Source organism: Streptomyces mutomycini (assembly GCF_001700505.1).
GTDB classification, from domain to species: Bacteria; Actinomycetota; Actinomycetes; order Streptomycetales; family Streptomycetaceae; genus Streptomyces; species Streptomyces mutomycini.
This window is the reverse complement of record NZ_MAPV01000093.1, coordinates 13798-36084: the sequence shown is the minus strand read 5'-3', so window position 1 is coordinate 36084 and position 22287 is coordinate 13798. Positions and strand designations below refer to the sequence as shown.

The 22287-nt window shown below is 71.6% G+C and carries 19 protein-coding genes; 10 read left to right on the top strand and 9 right to left on the bottom strand.

What is annotated here, in order from left to right; all coding sequences use genetic code 11:
- Nucleotides 1–36 precede the first annotated feature (36 nt).
- The 3 genes from BFF76_RS32970 to BFF76_RS14235 form a co-directional block, all read right to left on the bottom strand.
- Nucleotides 37–231 (bottom strand): hypothetical protein, encoded by a 195-nt coding sequence (locus BFF76_RS32970; protein WP_031092153.1) that lies wholly within the window; start codon nucleotides 229–231, stop codon nucleotides 37–39.
- An 11-nt stretch (nucleotides 232–242) separates the two neighbouring features.
- Nucleotides 243–3368: a type 2 lanthipeptide synthetase LanM family protein gene (locus BFF76_RS14240; RefSeq protein ID WP_079122386.1), complete on the bottom strand. Its 3126-nt coding sequence runs from the start codon at nucleotides 3366–3368 to the stop codon at nucleotides 243–245.
- An 84-nt stretch (nucleotides 3369–3452) separates the two neighbouring features.
- Nucleotides 3453–4517, bottom strand: a complete 1065-nt coding sequence (locus BFF76_RS14235; protein WP_053928635.1) for a LacI family DNA-binding transcriptional regulator — start codon at nucleotides 4515–4517, stop codon at nucleotides 3453–3455.
- Nucleotides 4518–4628: 111 nt separating this feature from the next.
- On the opposite strand from BFF76_RS14235, the gene BFF76_RS14230 reads away from it, so the two are divergent.
- The 4 genes from BFF76_RS14230 to BFF76_RS14215 all read left to right on the top strand — a co-directional run bounded on the left by BFF76_RS14230 (nucleotide 4629) and on the right by BFF76_RS14215 (nucleotide 8536).
- Nucleotides 4629–5780, top strand: a complete 1152-nt coding sequence (locus tag BFF76_RS14230) for a Gfo/Idh/MocA family protein (protein WP_053928634.1) — start codon at nucleotides 4629–4631, stop codon at nucleotides 5778–5780.
- Nucleotides 5777–6919, top strand: a complete 1143-nt coding sequence (locus BFF76_RS14225) for a dihydrodipicolinate synthase family protein (protein ID WP_065848352.1) — start codon at nucleotides 5777–5779, stop codon at nucleotides 6917–6919. The genes BFF76_RS14230 and BFF76_RS14225 overlap by 4 nt, the downstream gene beginning before the upstream one ends.
- The gene (locus tag BFF76_RS14220; protein ID WP_031092143.1) at nucleotides 6916–7749 is read left to right on the top strand and encodes a sugar phosphate isomerase/epimerase family protein; all 834 of its coding nucleotides are present in this window, start codon (nucleotides 6916–6918) and stop codon (nucleotides 7747–7749) included. Before BFF76_RS14225 ends, BFF76_RS14220 begins: the two co-directional genes overlap by 4 nt.
- A gap of 220 nt (nucleotides 7750–7969) precedes the next feature.
- A complete protein-coding gene (locus BFF76_RS14215) occupies nucleotides 7970–8536 on the top strand; it encodes a hypothetical protein (protein ID WP_065848351.1) in 567 nt (188 codons plus the stop codon).
- A 61-nt stretch (nucleotides 8537–8597) separates the two neighbouring features.
- On the opposite strand, the gene BFF76_RS14210 is transcribed toward BFF76_RS14215, so the two are convergent.
- The gene (locus tag BFF76_RS14210) at nucleotides 8598–8981 is read right to left on the bottom strand and encodes a winged helix-turn-helix transcriptional regulator (RefSeq protein ID WP_031092140.1); all 384 of its coding nucleotides are present in this window, start codon (nucleotides 8979–8981) and stop codon (nucleotides 8598–8600) included.
- A 127-nt stretch (nucleotides 8982–9108) separates the two neighbouring features.
- On the opposite strand from BFF76_RS14210, the gene BFF76_RS14205 reads away from it, so the two are divergent.
- Nucleotides 9109–9516 (top strand): RidA family protein, encoded by a 408-nt coding sequence (locus BFF76_RS14205; protein WP_053928631.1) that lies wholly within the window; start codon nucleotides 9109–9111, stop codon nucleotides 9514–9516.
- A gap of 65 nt (nucleotides 9517–9581) precedes the next feature.
- Here BFF76_RS14205 and BFF76_RS14200 read toward each other — a convergent pair whose 3' ends face one another.
- Nucleotides 9582–10217 (bottom strand): SMI1/KNR4 family protein, encoded by a 636-nt coding sequence (locus BFF76_RS14200; RefSeq protein WP_065848350.1) that lies wholly within the window; start codon nucleotides 10215–10217, stop codon nucleotides 9582–9584.
- A gap of 195 nt (nucleotides 10218–10412) precedes the next feature.
- On the opposite strand from BFF76_RS14200, the gene recD2 reads away from it, so the two are divergent.
- A complete protein-coding gene (gene recD2 / locus BFF76_RS14195) occupies nucleotides 10413–12674 on the top strand; it encodes an SF1B family DNA helicase RecD2 (RefSeq protein ID WP_065848377.1) in 2262 nt (753 codons plus the stop codon).
- 168 nt (nucleotides 12675–12842) lie between these two features.
- Nucleotides 12843–14141: a citrate synthase gene (locus BFF76_RS14190; RefSeq protein ID WP_031092133.1), complete on the top strand. Its 1299-nt coding sequence runs from the start codon at nucleotides 12843–12845 to the stop codon at nucleotides 14139–14141.
- Between the two features lie 537 nt (nucleotides 14142–14678).
- Here the strand turns inward: BFF76_RS14190 and BFF76_RS14185 are convergent.
- Both BFF76_RS14185 and BFF76_RS14180 read right to left on the bottom strand, forming a co-directional pair.
- Nucleotides 14679–17153 (bottom strand): heavy metal translocating P-type ATPase, encoded by a 2475-nt coding sequence (locus BFF76_RS14185; protein WP_065848349.1) that lies wholly within the window; start codon nucleotides 17151–17153, stop codon nucleotides 14679–14681.
- 97 nt (nucleotides 17154–17250) lie between these two features.
- Nucleotides 17251–17556 carry a heavy-metal-associated domain-containing protein gene (locus BFF76_RS14180; protein WP_065848348.1) on the bottom strand — a complete coding sequence of 102 codons (306 nt, stop codon included), beginning with the start codon at nucleotides 17554–17556 and terminating at the stop codon, nucleotides 17251–17253.
- 240 nt (nucleotides 17557–17796) lie between these two features.
- On the opposite strand from BFF76_RS14180, the gene BFF76_RS14175 reads away from it, so the two are divergent.
- A complete protein-coding gene (locus BFF76_RS14175; RefSeq protein ID WP_031092127.1) occupies nucleotides 17797–18849 on the top strand; it encodes a zinc-dependent alcohol dehydrogenase family protein in 1053 nt (350 codons plus the stop codon).
- An 18-nt stretch (nucleotides 18850–18867) separates the two neighbouring features.
- Here BFF76_RS14175 and BFF76_RS14170 read toward each other — a convergent pair whose 3' ends face one another.
- On the bottom strand, nucleotides 18868–19059 hold the full coding sequence (locus BFF76_RS14170; protein WP_031092125.1) for a helix-turn-helix transcriptional regulator: 192 nt from the start codon (nucleotides 19057–19059) through the stop codon (nucleotides 18868–18870).
- Nucleotides 19060–19228: 169 nt separating this feature from the next.
- Nucleotides 19229–20155, bottom strand: coding sequence for a sugar phosphate isomerase/epimerase family protein (locus BFF76_RS14165; RefSeq protein WP_065848347.1), 927 nt, complete (start codon nucleotides 20153–20155; stop codon nucleotides 19229–19231).
- A 191-nt stretch (nucleotides 20156–20346) separates the two neighbouring features.
- Here BFF76_RS14165 and iolC point away from each other — a divergent pair, with 191 nt between their 5' ends.
- A complete protein-coding gene (gene iolC / locus BFF76_RS14160) occupies nucleotides 20347–21390 on the top strand; it encodes a 5-dehydro-2-deoxygluconokinase (RefSeq protein ID WP_053928627.1) in 1044 nt (347 codons plus the stop codon).
- Nucleotides 21387–22277 (top strand): Cgl0159 family (beta/alpha)8-fold protein, encoded by an 891-nt coding sequence (locus tag BFF76_RS14155; RefSeq protein WP_053928626.1) that lies wholly within the window; start codon nucleotides 21387–21389, stop codon nucleotides 22275–22277. The genes iolC and BFF76_RS14155 overlap by 4 nt, the downstream gene beginning before the upstream one ends.
- The last annotated feature ends 10 nt before the right edge of the window (nucleotides 22278–22287 follow it).

Genomic DNA, 22287 nt, shown 5'->3' with positions numbered 1-22287 from the left:
CATTCCGCGAAGGTGGTGCGCCCATGCACGAAAGGGTTACAACGGAACGGTGAAGGTGGTGTACGGCAGGTCGGGGCCGGACGGATCCCCGTCCGAAGCGCCGAGAAGCCTGCTGCGCAGCCCCAGCCCGCCGCTGTTGCCGAGCGATATCCGGCCGGCGGGGTGCTCGAAGGCTCTCTCGTGCGCCGTGGCGACGTCCGCGTATCCGGCCGACTCGCTGATCTGCGTCATCTCTGCCTCTTCTACTGGTCGTTGAGCGACAACGTCATGGGTGCGGGGGACCGGTCGGCCCCCACGGAGTGGCGCATGAGCAGTGCCGAGCCGATCCGGTCGGGGAACCCCGCCCGCAGCAGCCCGTGTCCGATGCCCGACAGGCCGGTGAGCAGCCCGGGGTGAGGTACGTGTGCGGGCGTTCCGCATTGCGGCTGCGCCCGGTCGGCGGCGGCCAGCAGGGTGCCGGTCCGGCGCAGCCAGTGGGGGCGGAGGCGGGGCAGGGCTCCGTGTCCGAGCAGTTCCAGCACGCCCAGCTCGCCGTGGCAGAGACTGTCGTCGCCCGGGGGCGTCGCCCGCGCCAGGGCGCCGGCCCGTGCCGTCAGCCAGTCGCGGAGCTCCGGATCGGCCACGGCCTCGGGGCTGTCGGCGACCGCGAGCGCGACCCCCGTGGTGCCCTCGCACCAGGCCGGCCCACCGTGCTCGCCGAGCGCGGCCCGGCGCAGGGCCTCCAGCCCGGCGTTCCGGTAACGCGCACCGCCGCCCGCCCCGGCGAACCGCAGCAGGGCCCAGCCGATGCCCGCGGCCCCGTCCGCGAAGTTTTCGGATGCGGGGAGCTCCGCCGCCGCGATCCGTTCGGCGCAGCGTTCGGCGCCACGCCATGCCTCCGCCCGGCCCGTGGTCCGGTGCACGGCGAGGAGCGACACCAGGCCGCCCGCGGCCCCGCCTCGCACCCCGAGCCCCTCCTCGGCCGAACTCGCCGCGCAGCTCAGCCGGGTGGCGGGGCCCACCCAGTCCGACACCCGGCGGTCGTCGAGCAGTTCCCCGACCTCGGTCAGGGCGTAGGCGATGCCGCCGAGGCCCGAGAAGGCTCCGGAGCCGAGCAGTCCGAGGTCGTCACCGCGCTGGTGCAGGGTGTCCAGGAGGCCCGGTACGGGCGCCAGCGCCGCACGGGCCGCATCGGCGTACCTGGCCGCACCGGTGAGTGAGGCCAGCTGCGCGAGGAACAGCGCCGGCCCCGTGTAGCCGCCCGCGAGATCCGCCGCCAGCGGTGTGAGGCGCCAGTAGCGTTCACCGAGCAGCTCCAGGCCGATCCAGTTGGCCCGGCCCCCGCCGTGGTAGGCGAGCGAGACGAGCTGGTCGCCCACCGAGCGCGCGGCGGAGAGCAGGCGTTCCGGCTCCGGTGCCGTCGCCTCGGCCCGCGGCCTGCCGCCACCGGCCGCGCGGTGCGGGGGCTCGGTGGAGGTGCTCACCATGGCGGTACGGATGATCCGCTCCTGGTCCTGCCGGTCCACCGTGTCCAGGGCGCGGATCTTCGACTCCACCCGCGCCAGCCCGGTCGCCCCGGCCGGGCCCGGCAACCTGTGCCCGCCGCCGCTCCACACGTACGTGGAGTCCGGGCGGGTGGTGAACACCGGGACGTCGCCCTGCCACAGCTCCGCGATCTCCTCGTCCTCCAGACCGGGCAGAGCGGGAGTTCCCAGGGCTCCGGTACGCAGCAGCCCGAACACCTGCTGCCGTTCGGTGGCGTCCCGCATCAGGTCGGGATGCGTCGACTCGTGCAGCAGCGTGGCGTACGTCCAGGTCGGCCGCGGTACGAAGCGGATCTCGTCCCGCGCGAAGATCTGCAGGAGGCCCCTCTCGCCCAGCAGTTCGTCGCGCGAGTCGCTGACAGCCGTGTACGCGGCGCGGAATCCTTCGCACAGCGCGTCGGTGAACCGGAACGGGTCGGCCCGGACCCCGTCGAGCGTGGGGCGGTTGGCCGATTCGGTGAACCGTCCGGCGGTACGCGTCAGATGCATGGTGTCGGTGCCCGCCCCCGCCCAGGAGGCCGTCTCCAGCGGTGACCGGTCCGCCCGGCCGCCGCCGACGGCGGACATGTCGAGCGCGGTCGTGTCCCCGACCAGCAACTGCGGGAGCAGCCCGACGCGGTGGACCGAGGCGTGCAGGGCGCGTGCGGCCGGATCGGCGGGCGGTGCCTGTGTCAGGGGCGGGTGGAACAGCGTCTCGACGTCGACCAGGACGGGATGCGGGCCGCAGGCGATGAGGTTCTCGTGGTGCAGGTCCGTGCCGTCCAGGATGTGCAGCAGCGCCAGCAGCGCGCCCAGACGCCGGTAGAAGAGCGTGGTCTCGGCCGCCGAGCGGCAGGGTGCCTCCTCGACGAACTCCGCCCAGCCGTACTCGCCCCGGTCCAGGACCCGGGGGGCACGCAGACCGGGCGTCCCGGCAAGGGAGTTGAACCACTCGACCAGGGTTTCGAAGTGCCGGTGCGCGGTGAGCGGGCGCGGCTTGTAGACCAGCCGGGCGCCGTCGGCGAACCGCAGCAGCATCACCGACCGGCCCCCGCGATGGCTGTCGCCCGTGCCGGCCGTGACCCCCGTCAGAGCATGCGGCCCGTAACCGGCGGACCCAGCCGCGCCCGTGCCCCGCAGTACGCCGGACGAGTCCAGGAGGTCCCGGTCCGCCGCGAGTCTGCGGAGCATCTCGGCGAATGCGTCCGCCGCGTTCATCGCCGCCTGGGCGAGGACCCGTGCGAGGACGGGATACCCGGTGACCAGGGAGGTGAGGCCGGCCCGGCCGGCGGTCAGCCGCAGGAAGTCCCGGAAGCGCTCCTCGGGCGCGTCCCCGCTCAGCCCGCCGCCGAGCCGTACCCCGTGCAGCTCGGAGACGAGTGTCCTGGCGGCCAGCCGGGCCAGGTGGCGCGCGACGTCCTGCCGGAAGCCCTCCAGCACGGCCGCGGGGCAGATGGCCGTCCCCGGCCGTGCGCCGTCTCCGGGCGCCGCGTCCGCCAGGCGGCCGGCGGCGCGGACCGCGAACGGCGCGACGACCACCTCGAAGCCGGTCAGGTCCGGATAGGCCCGGTCCGCGACCCGTGCCTCCCGCGGCGCGCCCGTCACGGCCTCCCGGACGAACCTCGCCCAGCCTGGCTCCGTACCGGGGTGTGGTCCCACCACGCCCGGAAGCCACCACGGATCGCCGGGCACCCGCGAGCCGAGGAGATGAGCCTCATCCGGCAGATGCGCGTGCTCGGGGCGGTCCGGGGCCGCGGCCAGGGCGCCCGGTGCGGCCGTCCGGCCCGCACCTCCACCCGCATTGCGCTCCACCACCGCGTTCACCTCCCTGGCCGCGGGAGACCCAGGTCGTTCTCCCGCACTCATCCTGGAGGGCGGCCCGGCCGGGCACATGGGGGAGTCGCCCCCATCTTTGTGCCCGCGACGCCGAAGCCGTGGGGGCGGGCCCGTTCAGCGCGCCGGCGCCGCCGTCGAGCCCCGCACCATCAGTTCGGCCCCGATCGTCGCGACACCCCCGGGCGGCGGCGTCTCCTTGCCCATCGCCAGCCGGCCCGCCCGTGCCCCCGCCTCGAACAGCGGCAGCCGCACGGTCGTCAGTGCCGGTACGGCGTCCACCGAGAACGGCAGATCGTCGAAGCCGGCCACCGACACGTCCTCGGGAATGCGGAGCCCGCGGTCGCGGACCGCGGCGCAGGCACCCAGTGCCACGGTGTCGTTGGCGGCGACGACGGCCGTCACACCGGGCTCGCGGCGCAGGAGTTCGAGCGTGGCGTCGTAACCGGAGCTCCGGTCGTACGGGCCGTGCACGGTGACGCTCTCCTCGTCCCCGTACAGCCCCGCCGCCTTCATGGCCTCGCGGTGGCCCTCCAGCCGGTGCCGGGTCGTGGTGCGTTCCAGAGGCCCGGCGACGTAGCCGATCCGCCGGTGCCCCAGGGCGATCAGGTGCTCGGTGAGGCGTCGGGCGCCGCCCCGGTTGTCGAAGGCCAGCGCGGCGGCCACCGCGTCGGTGTCCGGCAGCGGAGGCCGTCCGCAGAAGACGATCCGGGTGCCGGCGTCCGCGAGCCTGGCCAGCTTCACGGCCATCGCGGCCTGGTGGGCAGGGTCCTCCAGCGCGCCGCCGGTGAGGACGACGGCCGCGGCCCGCTGGCGCTGGAGCAGGGTGAGATAGGTCAGTTCACGCTCGGGGGAGCCGCCGGTGTTGCAGACGACGGCGAGTTTCTCGCCGCCCGCACGGCCGGATCCGTCGCCCGGCCCGCCGATCTCGCTCTGCGCGGCTCCGGCCATGATCCCGAAGAACGGGTCGGCGATGTCGTTGACCAGGATGCCCACCAGGTCGGACGTGGCGGCGGCGAGCGAGCTGGCCGGACCGTTCAGGACGTAGTCCAGTTCGTCCACCGCGCGCAGGACCCGCTCCCGGGTGGACGACGCCACCGGGTAGTTGCCGTTCAGGACACGGGACACGGTGGCCGGGGACACCCGGGCGCGGGCCGCAACGTCCGCCAGGGTGACTGTCATCGCTCTCCTCCGAGGAGTTGTGGAGCGGCCCCCTCTTGTCCGGGCCGCTCTCGGCAGGCTAGCGTCATACCGCATAGAAAGCGCTTGCTACGGCTGTATGGAGGAACTTTCGTGACACGCAGGACAGTGCGCATCGCCATGAACGGCGTCACGGGACGCATGGGGTACCGGCAGCACCTGGTGCGCTCGATCCTCGCGATCCGCGAGCAGGGCGGCCTCGACCTCGGCGACGGAGACGTGCTGTGGCCCGAGCCAGTGCTCGTCGGCCGGCGCGCCCACGCGCTGGAGGCGCTCGCCGCACAGCACGGTCTGACCGAGTGGTCGACCGACCTCGACGCGGTGCTCGCCGACGAGTCGATCGACATCTACTTCGACGCCCAGGTCACCTCGGCCCGCGTCGAGGCGATCCGGAAGGCGATCGCCGCCGGCAAGCACGTCTACACCGAGAAGCCCACCGCCACCGACGTCGAGGGCGCCCTCGAACTGGCCCGCCTCGCCCGCGACGCCGGCATCAAGCACGGCGTCGTCCAGGACAAGATCTTCCTCCCCGGCCTGCTCAAGCTGAAGCGCCTCATCGACGGCGGTTTCTTCGGCGAGATCCTCTCCGTGCGCGGCGAGTTCGGCTACTGGGTCTTCGAAGGCGACTGGCAGGACGCCCAGCGTCCCTCCTGGAACTACCGCGCCGAGGACGGCGGCGGCATCGTCGTCGACATGTTCCCGCACTGGGAGTACGTCCTGCACGAGCTGTTCGGCCAGGTCACCAGCGTCTCCGCACACGTGCAGACGCACATCCCGCAGCGCTGGGACGAGCACGGCAAGCCCTACGCCGCCACCGCCGACGACGCCGCGTACGGCACCTTCCAGCTGGCCGGCGGAGCCGTCGCCCAGATCAACTCCTCCTGGGCCGTGCGCGTCAACCGTGACGAGCTCGTCGAGTTCCAGGTCGACGGCACCCACGGCTCCGCCGTCGCGGGCCTGCGCAACTGCCGTGTCCAGCACCGCTCGGCCACCCCCAAGCCGGTCTGGAACCCCGACCTCCCCGTCACCGAGCCGTTCCGCGACCAGTGGCAGGAAGTGCCCGACAACGCCGAGTTCGACAACGGCTTCAAGGCACAGTGGGAGCTCTTCCTGCGCCACATCGTCCTCGACGAGCCCTACACCTGGGACCTGATGGCCGGTGCCCGCGGTGTCCAGCTCGCCGAGCTCGGCCTCAAGTCCTCGGCCGAGGGCCGCCGCTTCGACGTACCGGAGCTGAGCCTGTGACCATCCACCTGCCGCAGGGCCCGTACGAACCCCGCACCACCCCGCTCGACCTCGCACCGTCCGGGGCGCCGCTCGCCTCCCGTACGGTCTTCTCCGCCGCCCACGTGGTCGCCGACCCGTACGCCGACATCGGCCCCGACGGTCCCGCCGCCGTCGACTGGGACGCCACCCTCGCCTTCCGCCGCCACCTCTGGTCCCACGGCCTGGGCGTCGCCGAGGCCATGGACACCGCCCAGCGCGGCATGGGCCTGGACTGGGCCGGCGCGGCGGAGCTGATCCGCCGCTCGGCCGCCGAGGCGAAGTCCGTCGGCGGCAGGATCGCCTGCGGTGTGGGCACCGACCAGCTCACCGGCCCCGCGACCCTGCCCGAGGTGCGCGCCGCGTACGAGGAGCAGCTCGCCCTGGTCGAGGCGAGCGGCGCGCAAGCCATCCTCATGGCCTCCCGCGCGCTGGCCGCCGCGGCGGACGGCCCCGAGGACTACCTGGAGACGTATCCACATCTCCTGCGCCAGGCCACGGAACCGGTCGTCCTGCACTGGCTCGGCCCCATGTTCGACCCGGCGCTGGAGGGTTACTGGGGCAGCGCGGACCTCGACGCCGCCACGGACACCTTCCTGAAGGTCATCGGGGAGCACCCTGACAAGGTCGACGGCATCAAGATCTCGCTCCTGGACGCCGAGCGCGAGATCGACGTCCGGCGCCGGCTTCCCAGCGGGGTGCGCTGCTACACCGGCGACGACTTCAACTATCCCGAGCTGATCGCCGGCGACGACCGGGGCTTCAGCCACGCCCTGCTCGGCATCTTCGACCCGCTGGGCCCGCTGGCCGCCCACGCGGTCAGGGTCCTGGACACCGGGGACGTCGAGGGCTTCCGCGCCCTCCTGGACCCCACGGTCGAGCTGTCCCGCCACCTGTTCAAGGCCCCTACCCGCTTCTACAAGACGGGCGTGGTGTTCCTCGCCTGGCTCGCGGGCCATCAGGACCACTTCACGATGGTCGGCGGCCTGCAGTCCGCGCGTTCGCTCCCGCATCTGGCGAAGGCGTACGAACTGGCCGACCGCCTGGGCCTGTTCCCGGACCCGGAGCTGGCCGAGGCACGGATGCGTGCCCTCCTGACCGTCCGGGGAGGAAGCCGATGAGCACCGATCTGTCCCGCCTGTCCATCAACCAGGAGACGGTCCGGCAGCTGTCGCTTCCGGAGCTCGTCGAGGGCTGCGCCAAGGCCGGCATCGGCCAGGTCGGCCTCTGGCGCGCCCCGGTGCAGGAGTACGGCGTCGAGCGAGCCGGGCAGCTGATGAAGGACGCGGGCCTCACCGTCACCAGCCTCTGCCGCGGCGGTTTCCTCACCGCGGCCGATCCCGCCGGACGTGCCCGCGCCCTGGACGACAACCGTGCGGCGGTCGACGAGGCCGCGGGCGTGAACACCGACACCCTGGTCCTGGTCTCCGGCGGGCTCCCGGAGGGGGAGAAGGACCTGTACGCCGCCCGGGAGCGCATCGCCGACGCGCTGGCGGTGCTGGCCCCGTACGCCGCCGAGCGGGGCGTCCGGCTCGCGATCGAGCCGCTGCACCCGATGTTCGCGTCGGACCGCTGCGTCGTCTCCACCCTGTCCCAGGCCCTCGATCTCGCGGAGCGCTTCCCGGCCGAGCAGGTCGGGGTGGTCGTCGACGCCTACCACCTCTGGTGGGACGACCAGGTGCCCGCGCAGATCGCCCGGGCCGGCGCGGGCGGACGCATCCACTCCTTCCAGCTGGCCGACTGGATCACCCCCCTCCCGGCGGGCGTTCTGGTGGGGCGCGGCCAACTCGGCGACGGCTGCGTGGACTTCCGGATGATGCGCCGTCAGGTCGAGGCGACGGGCTTCGACGGACCGATCGAGGTCGAGATCTTCAACGAGCGGCTGTGGGCGCGTGACGGAGCCGAAGTGATCGGCGAAGTCGCCGCGCGCTACCTGGAACACGCCTGCTGAGAGCCGTCGGAACGACCGAGTCAAAAGAGATCGCAAAGGCGTACAACCTTTACGCACCTTCCCCGGTCGTACTCAGCGTCGGGACTTCCGGGGAGGGGTCCGGGGGGATCGGGAAGCCCGACGGAGGGGGAGAGCGAGGGGGGTCCGGCCTCAGGGCCGGGCCCCATTCCGCTTCCTGGGACATCCGCGGCGGGCTCACCGATCTGGCAGGATCTCCGGGATGCCGAAGAATTCCCCGACGACCTACAGGCGCATAGGCGCCCTCCTCAGCGGAACCGGCATGGTGTCCGAGGAGAAGACGCGCAGCACCCTCGAAGCCGCGGCCACCTACGCGGACGATGAGCTGGCCCCGTACGCCGCAGCCCAGGCCCTGGAGAGCTTCGGTGTGGCGGTCTCGGTCCACGCCGACGACATCGACTCCATCCACAGCGGTTACGCGGGCCTGCTGGCGCACGCCGCCCAGGTCGCCGACGGCAGGGTCACCATCTCCGACGTCAGGGTCGTCGAGGGCGAAGGCGGTCTCGAGGGGGGCCGCTCCGACCTTCTGGAGTTCAGGCGGAACGCCGAGCCCGTGTCCATCCCGGCCGAGCACTTCGCGGAGGACTACTACGACCACGAGGCGGCCTGCCGGGCCATCGCCGAGACCGCCCACGGCGACGACCCGCGCTCCTGGCACAACGTCGGCTTCGCGCGTGAGCCGGGCGTCGGCTACGACAGCATCATGGTCCTCGCCACACCCGAGCAGAGGAAAGCGCTCCACCGGCAGCTGGGCCTGACAGCCTTCTGAGCAACGGGCGACCGGGTTCCGGACCGTCCCCGGAGCCCGTCGGCCGCCCTCGTCCGTGACCTCAGCCGCCGTCGAAGCCGCTCCGGGCCGCCTCGATGTGACCGATGTTCCGGTGGGTCCATTCGCACATCACGTCGACCGTCTTCCGCAGCCCCTGCCCCGGTTCGGTGAGGGTGTACTCGACCTTCGGCGGGACCGTGGGATACACGGTCCGCTCGACGAGGCCGTTGCGCTCCAGCATCCGCAGGTTCTGGGTGAGCATCTTGTGGCTGATCCCCTCGACCTCGCTCCGCACCTCACTGAAGCGCAGGGTGCGGTCGCCCAGGGCCTCGATGATCAGGAGCGCCCACTTGTTGGCGACGTCCGAGAAGATCTCCCGCGCCAGTGAATCCGCGCGCCTCAGGTCGGCCTGCTCCTCGGGCGAACCGCTGAACTGCTTGGTCACCTTCTGGTTCCCCTGTCACTGAAAAGTGCGCTCTTCCACGTCAGCGCTCACTCTCCTACGGTTCCTGAGTAACCACAAGAGAGCACGTGTCGCCCCGTCCGGGCTGCGCGGCAAGGAGGCGGACAGCATGGCCATCACCCTGACGAACCCCGCGGGACTGCCGGAGATCGACGTCTACCGGCAGGTGTCGGTCGCGACCGGGTCGAAGCTGGTCTTCGTCGCCGGGCAGGTCGCCTGGGACGCCGACGGCGTCACGGTCGGCGAAGGCGACCTGGCGGCCCAGGTCGAGCAGTGCTACGTCAACGTCGCCACCGCGCTGGCGGGCGTCGGCGCCACCTTCGACGACGTGGCGAAACTGAACGTCCACGTCGTCGACTGGACCCCCGACAAGATGCCCCTGCTCTTGGAGGGGATCTCCCGGGCCTCCGCCCGGCTGGGGGCCACCCCGGTACCGCCGGCCACGATGCTGGGGGTCGCGGCGCTGGACATCCCCGAACACCTGGTCGAGATCGAGGTCACAGCGGTCATCGACTGAGGGGTCGGAGCGCGGCCGGGGTGTGTCTCTCGCCCCCTTCGCAGGCCAGGCGCACCGAGGGACTGTCAGGTCTCGATCTCCCACTGGACGCAGTGACGGCCCGACTCGTGTTCGTAGGTCGACGGCCGGTAGTAGAGGAAGGGCGAGCCCGTCTCCAGGGAATCGGCCAGGACCCGGAAGAGCGCGGCCGGACCGGTCGCCCAGAGAGTCCCGTCGAGGTCTCCCGATCCGATGCCCATCTCGTACACATGTCCGTACGAAGGCCCTGGGCGGTGATCGACAAAGGCGACGCCTCCGTCATTGGGCAGGGCGATCGGCACGCACAGGTGCAGATTCACGGCCAGCGCCTCGTCCTCCCACAGGTCGGCTTCGATGTTGTTCTCGCCGACGTCCACGAGTATGTCGTGCATAATCACGATGTCGTCCAGACCGCTCAGGCGGTGTCCCAACGGCAGGAACGCTCCGGCGGGCAGAGGGAAGGAACCCGGTTCGGCGACGGGCAGGGCCGCGCCGTCGTGCAGTTCCAGAAGCCTCCTCATCTCCGGGTGCAGGGCGAACCCCAGGCGCGATTCCAGCCCTGCGATCCTCTCGGGGTCCGCCGGCCCTCTCAAGGCCGCCCGATCGGCGGGCGAATGGGCCGAAAGCCACGACTCGAATCGAGCCCACTCGTGATCGAACGCAGTGATGTCCACCTGTTTCATGCGTCGAAGGTAGACGCCCGCACTGACATGCCCGACGCCTTGTCGTCACTTCGCTGCCGGCCCGCCCGGGCGCCGACCCGGCTGGTGACGCGCGTGCAGGTGTCCACGAGGTGCTGGACGTAGTCCTGCGGTATGGGCCGAGGCTCTCCCGGGTGCGGACGCATGCTGTCGGACGCACCCGATACCGTCGGAGCCATGTCCAACACCGCCGTCCTCGAAGGCGTCCTGGAGCGGATCACCTACGCCAACGAGGAGAACGGCTACACCGTCGCCCGCGTCGACACCGGTCGTGGGGCCGGAGACCTGCTCACGGTCGTCGGCTCACTGCTCGGCGCGCAGCCCGGCGAGTCCCTCCGGATGGAGGGGCGTTGGGGCTCCCACCCGCAGTTCGGCAGGCAGTTCACCGTCGAGAACTACACGACGATCCTCCCGGCCACCATCCAGGGCATCCGCCGCTACCTCGGCTCCGGGCTGATCAAGGGCATCGGGCCGGTCATGGCCGACCGGATCACCACCCATTTCGGCGTCGACACCCTGGACATCATCGAGCAGCAGCCCAAGCGGCTCGTCGAGGTGCCCGGGCTCGGTCCGAAGCGGACGAAGATGATCGCCGCGGCCTGGGAGGAGCAGAAGGCTATCAAGGAGGTCATGGTCTTCCTGCAGACCGTGGGCGTCTCCACCTCCATCGCCGTCCGCATCTACAAGAAGTACGAGGACGCCTCGATCTCCGTCGTGAAGAACCAGCCCTACCGGCTGGCCGCCGACGTCTGGGGCATCGGATTCCTCACCGCCGACCGCATCGCCCAGGCCGTCGGCATCCCGCACGACAGTCCCGAGCGGGTCAGGGCCGGGCTCCAGTACGCCCTGTCGCAGTCCACCGACCAGGGGCACTGCTTCCTCCCCGAGGAGCGGCTGATCGCCGACGGGGTGAAGCTGCTCCAGGTCGACACCGGGCTCGTCATCGACTGCCTGGCCGAGCTCGCACAGGACCCGGAGGGCGTCGTACGGGAGAAGGTGCCGGGGCCCGAGGACGGGCAGCCGGTCACCGCCGTGTATCTGGTCCCCTTCCACCGCGCCGAGATCTCCCTCGCCGCCCAGGTGCAGCGGCTGCTGCGCACACCTGAGGACCGGATGCCGGCCTTCCAGGACGTCGACTGGGACAAGGCGCTGGCCTGGCTCGCGCAGCGTACGGGGGCCAGCCTGGCCCCGGAGCAGGAGGCGGCCGTCCGCCTCGCGCTCAGCAGGAAGGTCGCCGTCCTCACCGGCGGCCCCGGCTGCGGGAAGTCCTTCACCGTCCGCTCCGTGGTCGAGCTGGCCCGCGCCAGGAACGCCAAGGTGGTGCTGGCGGCGCCGACCGGGCGGGCCGCGAAGCGGCTCTCGGAGCTGACCGGCGCCGAGGCGTCCACCGTGCACCGGCTGCTGGAGCTGAAGCCCGGCGGGGACGCGGCGTACGACCGGGACCGGCCGCTGGACGCCGATCTGGTCGTCGTCGACGAGGCGTCGATGCTCGATCTGCTCCTCGCCAACAAGCTGGTCAAGGCGGTGGCACCGGGTGCACATCTGCTGCTGGTCGGCGACGTGGACCAGCTGCCCTCGGTCGGCGCGGGGGAGGTGCTGCGGGACCTGCTCGCCAAGGGCGGCCCGGTTCCGGCGGTCAGGCTGACCACGATCTTCCGGCAGGCCCAGAAGTCCGGCGTCGTCACCAACGCCCACCGGATCAACTCCGGAGTGCCGCCGCTGACCCAGGGACTGGACGACTTCTTCCTGTTCGTGGAGGACGAGACGGAGGACGCCGGGGTGCTCGCGGTGGATGTCGCGGCCCGCCGAATCCCCGCCAAGTTCGGCCTGAACCCCCGCCGTGACGTGCAGGTCCTCGCCCCGATGCACAGGGGCCCGGCGGGTGCCGGTCATCTCAACGGCCTGCTCCAGCAGGCCATCACCCCCGGCCGCCCGGACCTGCCCGAGAAGCGGTTCGGAGGCAGGGTCTTCCGGGTAGGCGACAAGGTGACCCAGATCAGGAACAACTATGACAAGGGGGAGAACGGGGTCTTCAACGGCACGGTGGGTGTCGTCACCGCTCTCGACGCGGACGAGCAGACGCTGACCGTCCTCACGGACGAGGACGAGGAGATCACGTACGAATTCGACGAACTGGACGAACTGGCCCACGCCTACGCGATGACCATCCACCGCTCGCAGGGCAGTGAGTATCCGGCGGTCGTCATCCCCGTCACCACCAGCGCCTGGATGATGCTGCAGCGGAACCTGCTCTACACCGCTGTGACCAGGGCCAAGAAGCTGGTCGTACTGGTCGGTTCACGCAAGGCCATCGGCCAGGCGGTCCGCACTGTTTCCGCAGGCAGGCGCTGTACGGCGCTGGATTTCCGGCTGCGTGGCGGGACCGTCGAAGACTTCCCCGAAAAAATGATCGATCAAAACGGTGGGAAACATCACTGAGCTCTTCCGGAACCGGATCTCAGCGGGCAGGATGAGAAAGTTGACGGCACTCAGTGCCGCCAGTAGGTCCAATGGACGACCCCGAGTGCACTCTCCTGAGCCAAATGGGGGAGGGTGGAGACAGTCAGGGCACCTCGAAGAAGAGGCACTACGTCGGTGAGGGATGACGTGAGCGAGCACACCAACAACGCTGTAGTACTGCGGTACGGCGATGACGAGTACACCTACCCGGTGATCGACAGCACCGTCGGCGACAAGGGCTTCGATATCGGGAAGCTCCGGGCCAATACGGGCCTGGTCACGCTGGACAGCGGATACGGCAACACGGCCGCGTACAAATCCGCCATCACCTACCTCGACGGCGAGCAGGGCATCCTGCGGTACCGCGGATACCCGATCGAGCAGCTCGCCGAGAGCTCGACGTTCCTCGAGGTCGCGTACACGCTGATCAACGGTGACCTTCCGAAGGCCGACGAACTGTCGGCCTTCAAGAACGAGATCACCCAGCACACGCTGCTGCACGAGGACGTCAAGCGCTTCTTCGACGGCTTCCCGCGCGACGCCCACCCGATGGCCATGCTGTCCTCGGTCGTCAGCGCGCTGTCCACGTTCTACCAGGACAGCCACAATCCGTTCGACGAGGAGCAGCGTCACCTCTCGACGATCCGGCTGCTGGCCAAGCTCCCGACGATCGCGGCGTACGCGTACAAGAAGTCGATCGGTCACCCGTTCGTCTACCCGCGCAACGACCTCGGCTACGTCGAGAACTTCCTGCGCATGACCTTCTCCGTGCCCGCCCAGGAGTACGTGCCGGACCCGGTCGTCGTCTCGGCGCTGGAGAAGCTGCTCATCCTGCACGCGGACCACGAGCAGAACTGTTCGACCTCCACCGTGCGCCTGGTCGGTTCCTCGCAGGCGAACATGTTCGCCTCGATCTCCGCCGGCATCTCGGCGCTGTGGGGACCGCTGCACGGTGGCGCCAACCAGTCGGTGCTGGAGATGCTCGAGGGCATCCAGGCCAACGGCGGCGACGTCGACAGCTTCATCCAGAAGGTGAAGAACAAGGAGGACGGCGTCCGCCTGATGGGCTTCGGCCACCGGGTGTACAAGTCGTTCGACCCGCGCGCCAAGATCATCAAGGCTGCCGCCCACGACGTGCTGTCCTCGCTCGGCAAGTCCGACGAGCTGCTCGACATCGCGCTCAAGCTGGAGGAGCACGCGCTCTCCGACGAGTACTTCGTCTCGCGCAACCTCTACCCCAACGTGGACTTCTACACGGGCCTGATCTACCGCGCCATGGGCTTCCCGACCGAGATGTTCACCGTGCTGTTCGCGCTCGGCCGGCTCCCCGGCTGGATCGCCCAGTGGCACGAGATGATCAAGGAGCCGGGATCCCGCATCGGCCGCCCGCGCCAGATTTACACCGGCGAGGTCCTGCGCGACTTCGTCCCGGTCGAGGGCCGCTGAAGCCCTTAGTACCGCTGCTGCACCCCGGCCGCTCCGGCCGGGCATCCTTCGCCCCGCGTACCGCGCTCGTACATTCAGAGCGCGGTGTCCGGGGCGATTCGGCGTTCCGGGCCCCGTTCCCGGAAGGCCGTGTGCCGTGCGGCGCCTGCCGTGCGGCCGGCCCGGTGTGGCGGGTGGGCGCACGCGAGAAACGCCCCGCCGTCGATCCCCCCACGGGTCGACGGACAGGGCGTTTCCCATATCCCGGAGCGGATTCCCCCCACGGGATCCGGCCGGGCGTCTGCAGGGAGCCTGAACTCCCGTTGTTATTCAGGTGGTGCCTATTCGGTTCGGTCCTGCTGTGCGACTGCCGGGGTACGTACGGGAGGGCCGCTCAAGCTCCCCGGTGCACGTGCCCCGGCCTGCGTGTGCCAGGAGCGTCCCCCAAGACACTCCATCGGACGTCCCCCAAGACATCCATGGCATCGCACTCTTAGACTCACCAACTCATCAGATGGTTACCCTCGAATCGGTGTGATCTAAGTCTCTTTGTAGAAATTATGTGAAGGAGCGCAACCTCAGACTGTTCGTGACGACGAAGACCGACGAGAACGCCATTGCCGCACCCGCGATCATGGGGCTGAGCAGCCCGAACGCAGCGAGAGGCAGGGCGGCCACGTTGTAGCCGAAGGCCCAGAAGAGGTTGCTTCTGATGGTGCACAGAGTACGCCTCGACAGGCGGATGGCGGCAGGGGCAACCTTGAGATCTCCACGAACCAGCGTGAGGTCGGCCGCCTCGATCGCCGCGTCGGCGCCGGTCCCCATCGACAGGCCCAGATCGGCCACGGCGAGTGCGGCCGCGTCGTTGACGCCGTCGCCGACCATCGCGACGGACCGGCCCTCGGCCTGAAGGCGCCGTACGACCTCGGCCTTGTCCTGCGGAAGGACCTCCGCGTGGACCGTGTCGATACCGACCTCGCGGGCCACGGCCTCCGCCGCGGCCCGGTTGTCGCCGGTCAGCAGAATCGGGTCGAGACCCAGCGCGCGGAGCTCCGCTACGGCCTCCGCACTCGTCTCCTTCACCGTGTCCGAGACCTCCAGCACGCCCCTCGCCTCCCCGTCCCAGGCCACGGCGACGGTCGTACGCCCCTGGCCCGCCGCCCGCTCCAGGGCTCCGGCAAGGGAGGGCGGGAGCGTGATCCGGGCATCGGCGAGGAGCCGCGGCTGCCCGGCCAGCACGTGGTGACCCTCGACGGTGCCGCGCACTCCGAGGCCGGGGACGTCGGTGAAGTCCGACGGTGCGGGCAGGGCGGCGCCGGTGCGGGCAGCAGCCCCGGCGGCCACCGCGCGGGCCACGGGGTGCCCGGAGGCGTGTTCGAGGGCCCCCGCGAGGCGCAGTACGTCCGCCTCGGCCGTGCCGGGCGCGGTGTGGGCGCGTCCGAGGGCCATGCGGCCGGTGGTGACCGTGCCGGTCTTGTCGAGGACGACCGTGTCGATCCGCCGGGCGGTCTCCAGGACTTCGGGGCCCTTGATGAGGATGCCGAGCTGTGCGCCGCGCCCGGTGCCGGCCATGAGGGCCGTGGGTGTGGCGAGACCCAGCGCGCAGGGGCAGGCGATGATCAGCACGGCGACGGCGGCGGTGAACGAGGCGGTGATGTCGTCGGTGGCGAGCAGCTGGACGACCAGTGTCCCCAGCGCGATCAGCAGCACCACGGGCACGAAGACCGCGGAGATCCGGTCCGCGAGCCTCTGTGCGGCGGCCTTGCCGCTCTGTGCGTCCTCGACGAGCCTGGACATCCGGGCCAGCTGGGTGTCGGCCCCGACGCGGGTGGCCTCGACGACCAGCCGTCCGGACATGTTGAGGGTGGCACCGGTCACGGGGTCTCCCGGCGCGGCATCCACCGGAAGCGACTCCCCGGTGAGCATGGAGACGTCGACGGCCGATGAGCCCTCGACGACGGTGCCGTCCGTGGCGATCTTCTCACCGGGCCGCACGACGAAGCGGTCCCCGACGAGGAGCCGGCCGACGGGGACGCGTACTTCCGTGGGGCCGTGCTGCTGTCCCGCTCCTGCCGCGGTTCCCGCATCCGTGCGGAGGACCGTGACGTCCTTCGCGCCGAGGTGGAGCAGCGCACGCAGGGCGGAGCCGGCCTTGCGCTTAGACCGGGCCTCCAGGTAGCGGCCGAGCAGGATGAAGCCGACGACTCCTGCCGCGACCTCCAGGTAGACGGCGGAGGAGGGGTCGGACCCGGAGGCTGTGACGTCGAAGCCGTGCCGCATCCGGGGCATGCCCGCGTCGCCGAGGAACAGGGCCCACAGCGACCAGCCGAAGGCCGCGAGCGTGCCGATCGACACCAGGGTGTCCATCGTCGCGGCGCCGTGCCTCAGGTTCGCCCACGTGGCGCGGTGGAAGGGCAGGCCGCCCCAGATGACGACGGGGGAGGCGAGGGTGAGGGAGAGCCACTGCCAGTTGTCGAACTGGAGGGCGGGGATCATCGCCATCAGGACGACCGGTACGGCCAGGACCGCCGAGACCCGCAGTCGCTGCCGGAGCGCGGAGAGGGCGTCATCGGCCGCACGCTCGGCCGTGTCGTGGGGGCCGTCACCCGTGGGTCCGGCGGCGTGGCGGGGGTCCTCGGGCGTGGGTCCGGTGGCGTGGCCGGGGTCTTCCGCCGCGCGCCCTGCGGCATCGCGGGGGTCATCGGCTCCGCCGCCCCGGTCCGGGGACCCGGCACGGGGCGCGAGGGCTTGCTCGGACCGCCGTCGGTGCGGCGCGGGTACCGGGCGGATGACGTGCCGCGCCGTGTAGCCGGTCCTCTCGACGGTCGCGACCAGGTCGTCGAGCGTCGTCCCGGCGCCGTAGGACACGCGGGCCTTCTCGGTCGCGTAGTTGACGGTGGCTGTGACGCCGTCCATCCGGTTGAGCTTCTTCTCGACGCGGGCCGCGCACGAGGCGCAGGTCATTCCGCCGATGGCGAGCTCGGCGTCGGAGGTCTCCGGCGCCGGGGCCTCGGCTGCCGTGGTGCTGGCCATGTGTGCGGACTCCTGGGTCGGGCAGTCGGGCCGGTTCCGCCTCAGTATCCGCCTCCCCGATGGCGGAACCGGCCCGACCGGGCACCGGGGCGGCTCGTCAGACGCGGCCCACGAGCTCGTAGCCCGCCTCGTCGACGGCGGCGCGCACGGCGTCGTCGGTCAGCGGTGCCGCGGAGTCGACGGTCACCCGGCCGGTGGCGGCCTCCGCCTTGACGGAGGTGACCCCCTCGATGCCGGAGACCTCCTCGGAGACCGCCCCTTCGCAGTGGCCGCAGGTCATGCCCTTCACCTCGTACACCGTGGTGACGCCGCCGGCCCGGGCGCTGGCCGCCCCGTCGTCGCAGGAGCCGGTGGACGAGCAGCAGGAGCCGGAGGTCCGGGGCGTGTCGGTCTCGACGGTCATGGCGTTCTCCTCTTCACAGACGCGTACAGATGCGGCGGTTGTGGCACAAGAGGTTACTGGGGAGCCCGGTGCGCCTGCCCGCCGCTACCCACTATACCCCTAGGGGGTATTAACTGTTTCTCTGCCGTCACTCCATCGCGCGGGTCGCACGCCGATGGGGGCGGGACAGGATCACCGCCGGAGCGTAGATTCGCCGGATCGACGGGCCGGGCGCGAACCGGACCACGGGAGGCGGGGCCGATGCGGGCAGTGGTGTTCGAGGAGTTCGGGCAGGAGGCCAGGGTCCGGGATCTTCCGGATCCCGCCCCCTCGGCCGGGGGAGTCGTGGTCCGGGTCGAGGCCACGGGGCTGTGCCGGAGCGACTGGCACGGCTGGATGGGCCACGACCCGGACATCGTCCTGCCGCACGTACCCGGGCACGAGCTGGCGGGTGTGGTCGAGGAAGTGGGCTCCGGCGTGCACAACTGGCACGCCGGTGACCGGGTCACCGTGCCCTTCGTCTGTGCCTGCGGCCGGTGCTCCGCCTGCGCCGCGGGCGCCCAGCAGGTCTGTGAACGGCAGACCCAGCCGGGCTTCACACACTGGGGCTCCTTCGCCGAGTACGTGGCGCTGGAGCAGGCCGACGTCAATCTCGTCGCCGTGCCGGAAGGGCTGTCCTCGGCCACGGCGGCCGGACTCGGATGCCGGTTCGCCACGGCGTTCCGGGCCGTTGCCGGCCAGGGGCGGGTGGCGCCGGGGGAGTGGGTCGCCGTGCACGGCTGCGGCGGGGTCGGGCTGTCGGCCGTGATGATCGCGGTGGCGTGCGGAGCCAGGGTCGTCGCGGTCGACGTGTCGCAGCGGGCGCTGGAGCTGGCACGGGCGTTCGGCGCGTCCGCCTGCGTGGACGCCTCCGCGCACCCTGCCGGTGCGGACGAGGCCGTACGCGAACTGACCGGCGGGGGCGCGCATCTGTCGCTCGACGCGCTGGGCTCCCCGGTCACCTGCGCCGCCTCGGTGCGGAGCCTGCGCCGCCAGGGCCGTCATGTGCAGGTCGGGCTGCTGCCGTCGGCGGCCGGAGACCCCGTCGTGCCCATGGCGCGGGTGATCGGGCTGGAGCTGGAGATCCTCGGCAGCCACGGGATGGCCGCCCACGACTACCCGCCGATGATGGACATGGTCCGGGCCGGCACCCTGCGGCCGGATCTGCTGGTGACCTCCACCATCGCCCTGGACGCCGCCCCGGCGGCCCTCGCCGCGATGGGCACCGCGCCCGGGGCGGGCGTCACGATCATCGAACCGGCGAAGGCCGCCTGAACGGTCGTGCTGTCCGGCTCAACGGCCCCTGTTGCTGGGCCGGGACGCGATCCACGCGAGGACGGTGTCGACATACCAGTAGGGCCTTCCGTGCCGTACGTCGTCGGGAGGCGGCAGAAGCCCGTGCTTGCGGTAGGAACGGATCGTCTCCGGCTGGACCTGGATGTGTGCCGCGATGTCCTTGTACGACCAGAGCGTCCTGTCCGTCATGTACGGCACCTCTCTGTACGTCTCTCCGCACGTCCGTGCGCCTCTGCCCCGGTGAACGACAGGGGGCCGGGCCGGGCAGCGTGCGTCGCGAGCCCGTGACACGGGCTCAGCGGAACGCGGACAAACGTGACAGGGAGGTGACAGCTGTGGTGCGAGGGGGCCGTGCGGCTCAGGAGGAAGGCCGCGCGGGCCCGCAGATGCGGAGGAACTCGCGGGTGCGCCGCGCGATGGGCAGCGGCTTCTCGGGCGGGCAGGGATACATGTCCTGCTCGACGATCGCGAACAGGTCGGTGCCCAGGGCGCGCGCCGCGTCCAGTACGGGTTCCAGTGCGGGCACCCCGCCCGGCGGCTCGCACATCACGCCGCGTGCCACGGCCGGACCGAACGGCACCTCGTTCGCCACGACGTCGGCGAGCACCTCGGGGTCGACCTGCTTGAGGTGCAGATAGCCGAGCCGCTCGCCGTAGGTCCTGATGAGCTTCACGCTGTCCCCGCCGCAGTACGCGTAGTGGCCGGTGTCGAGGCACAGGGAGACCAGGCCGGGGTCGGTGGCGTCGAGGAAACGGTTGACGTTCTCCTCGCTGTCGATGTGCGTGTCGGCGTGCGGGTGCACCACGATGCGCAGCCCGTAGCGGTCCTGGACCTCGTGGGCCAGTCGTTCCGTCTGTGTGGTCAGCTCACGCCACTGCGCGGCGGTGAGCGTGCGGTCCTCCAGCACCTCGCCCGTCCTGTCGTCCCGCCAGAACGACGGGATGACCACCAGGTGTCCGGCGCCCATCGCCCGGGTGAGTGCCGCGATGCCGGCGACATGCTCCCAGGTCCGGTCCCAGACCGCCGGCCCGTGGTGCAATCCGGTGAAGACGGTGCCCGCGGAGACCGCGAGGTTCCGGCGGGAGGTCTCGTCCGCGAGCCGGGCGGGATCGGTCGGCAGATAGCCGTACGGGCCGAGCTCGATCCACTCGTAGCCCGCCTCTGAGACCTCGTCGAGGAATCGCTCCCAGGGCACCTGCTGCGGGTCGTCGGGGAACCACACCCCCCACGAATCGGGTGCCGAACCGATGCGGATGCGGGCCGGGGAGGGCACGGAGGAGGTCATATCGCCCACCCTCCAGCGCTCGGAAGGGAGTGTCAAGAGTTCGTCCGAATGTCCGGACAAAGTGTTGACAGGGGTCCGGGCGGGGGCTAGACCTGGGAGCGGTCCGGGCCGTGGCCTGCCACCGGGACGACGGGCCGGGACGACCTGCGGGACCACGGGCCGGGCCGGAGCGCCGGGTCGAAGGGATGCGTATGTCTGAGCCGTACGACGTGATCACCATGGGGCGGATCGGGGTGGACATCTACCCGCTGCAGACCGGCGTACCGCTGGCCCGGGTGGAGACCTTCGGCAAGTTCCTCGGCGGTTCACCGTCCAACGTGGCGGTGGCCGCCGCCCGGCTGGGACGCCGCACGGCTGTGATCACCCGGACCGGCCAGGACGCCTTCGGCGACTACCTCCACCAGGCGCTGGGGGAGTTCGGGGTGGACGACCGGTGGGTGAGCGCCGTGGCGGAGTTCCCGACCCCGGTCACCTTCTGCGAGATCTTCCCGCCGGACCACTTCCCGCTCTACTTCTACCGACAGCCCAAGGCACCCGACCTGGAGATCCGCGGCGGGGAGCTCGACCTGGACGCGGTGCGGGCCGCCCGGGTCTTCTGGATGACCGGCACCGGCCTGTGCGCCGAACCCAGCCGCGCCGCGACCCTCACCGCGCTCCGGGCCCGCAGCGCCGCGCAGGCACCCGACTCGCCCGGCACCCCGCGCGTGACCGTCTTCGACCTCGACTGGCGCCCCATGTTCTGGGGCGGGGAGGCGGGCGACGGCGGATCCGCCCGCGCCCACTACCGCGAGGCGCTCGCCCATGCCACGGTGGCCGTCGGCAACCTCGACGAGTGCGAGGTCGCCACGGGGGAGCGCGAACCCCACGCCGCCGCCCGCGCCCTGCTCGCAGCCGGTCCCGAACTCGCCGTCGTCAAACAGGGACCGGCGGGCGTCCTGGCCGTCCACCGCGACGGCACCACCGCCGAGATCCCGCCCCTGCCCGTCGACGTCGTCAACGGACTGGGCGCCGGGGACGCCTTCGGCGGCGCCCTCTGCCACGGGCTCCTCGCCGGCTGGGACACCGAACGCGTCATGCGCTACGCCAACGCGGCCGGGGCCATCGTCGCCTCCCGCCTCGCCTGTTCGTCCGCGATGCCGTACCCGCACGAGGTCGAGCAGGCCCTCGCCGACGGCGTGGCCGGCGCAGCCACGGGCGACGGCGTGGCCGGCGCAGCCACGGGCCCCACCCCGTGACCCCGCCCGCCGCGGCCGGCGTCGCCGACCTCGTCCGGCTCCGCGCCCACCGGCCCGAGGCCGTCGCCGAGGCGGCCGCCGCCCGCCGCAGGCGGCCCCTCGTCGGCCCCACCGGACGTCTGATGATCATCGCGGCGGACCATCCGGCCCGCGGCGCGCTGGCCGTAGGTGACGACGACCTGGCCATGGCCGACCGGTTCGTCCTGCTCGAACGCCTCCGCACGGCGCTGTCCCGTCCGGGCGTCGACGGGGTGCTCGCGGGCGCCGACGTCCTGGAGGACCTGCTGCTCCTCGGCGCGCTGGAGGACAAGGTCGTCATCGGCTCCATGAACCGCGGCGGGCTCGCGGGAGCCTCCTTCGAGCTCGACGACCGCTTCACCGGACACCGTCCGGTCGACCTCTCCCAGCAGGGCTTCGACGCGGGCAAGCTGCTGCTGCGGATCGACCACGACGACCCCGGCTCCCTGGACACCCTGCACACCGCCGCCCGCACCGTGAACGCCATGGCCGCCCACCGGCTGCCCGTGTTCATCGAGCCGTTCCTCTGCCGGCGCACTCCCGAGGGCATCCGCACCGACCTGGGCGCCGCCGCCGTCACGACGTCCATCGCCATCGCCTCGGGCCTGGGCGGGACGTCCGCGTACACCTGGCTCAAGGTTCCCGTCACCGAGAACCCCGACGACATGGAGCGGGTGATGCGGGCCTCGACCCTCCCCTCCGTCCTGCTCGGCGGCGAGGTGGCGGGCGACCCCGACGCGACGTACGAGAGATGGCGCGGCGCGCTGCGGCTGCCGACCGTCAAGGGGCTGGTGGTGGGGCGGTCGCTGCTCTACCCCGCCGACGGCGACGTGGCCGCCGCGGTCGACACGGCCGTGGGGCTCCTGTGAACGAGCGGCA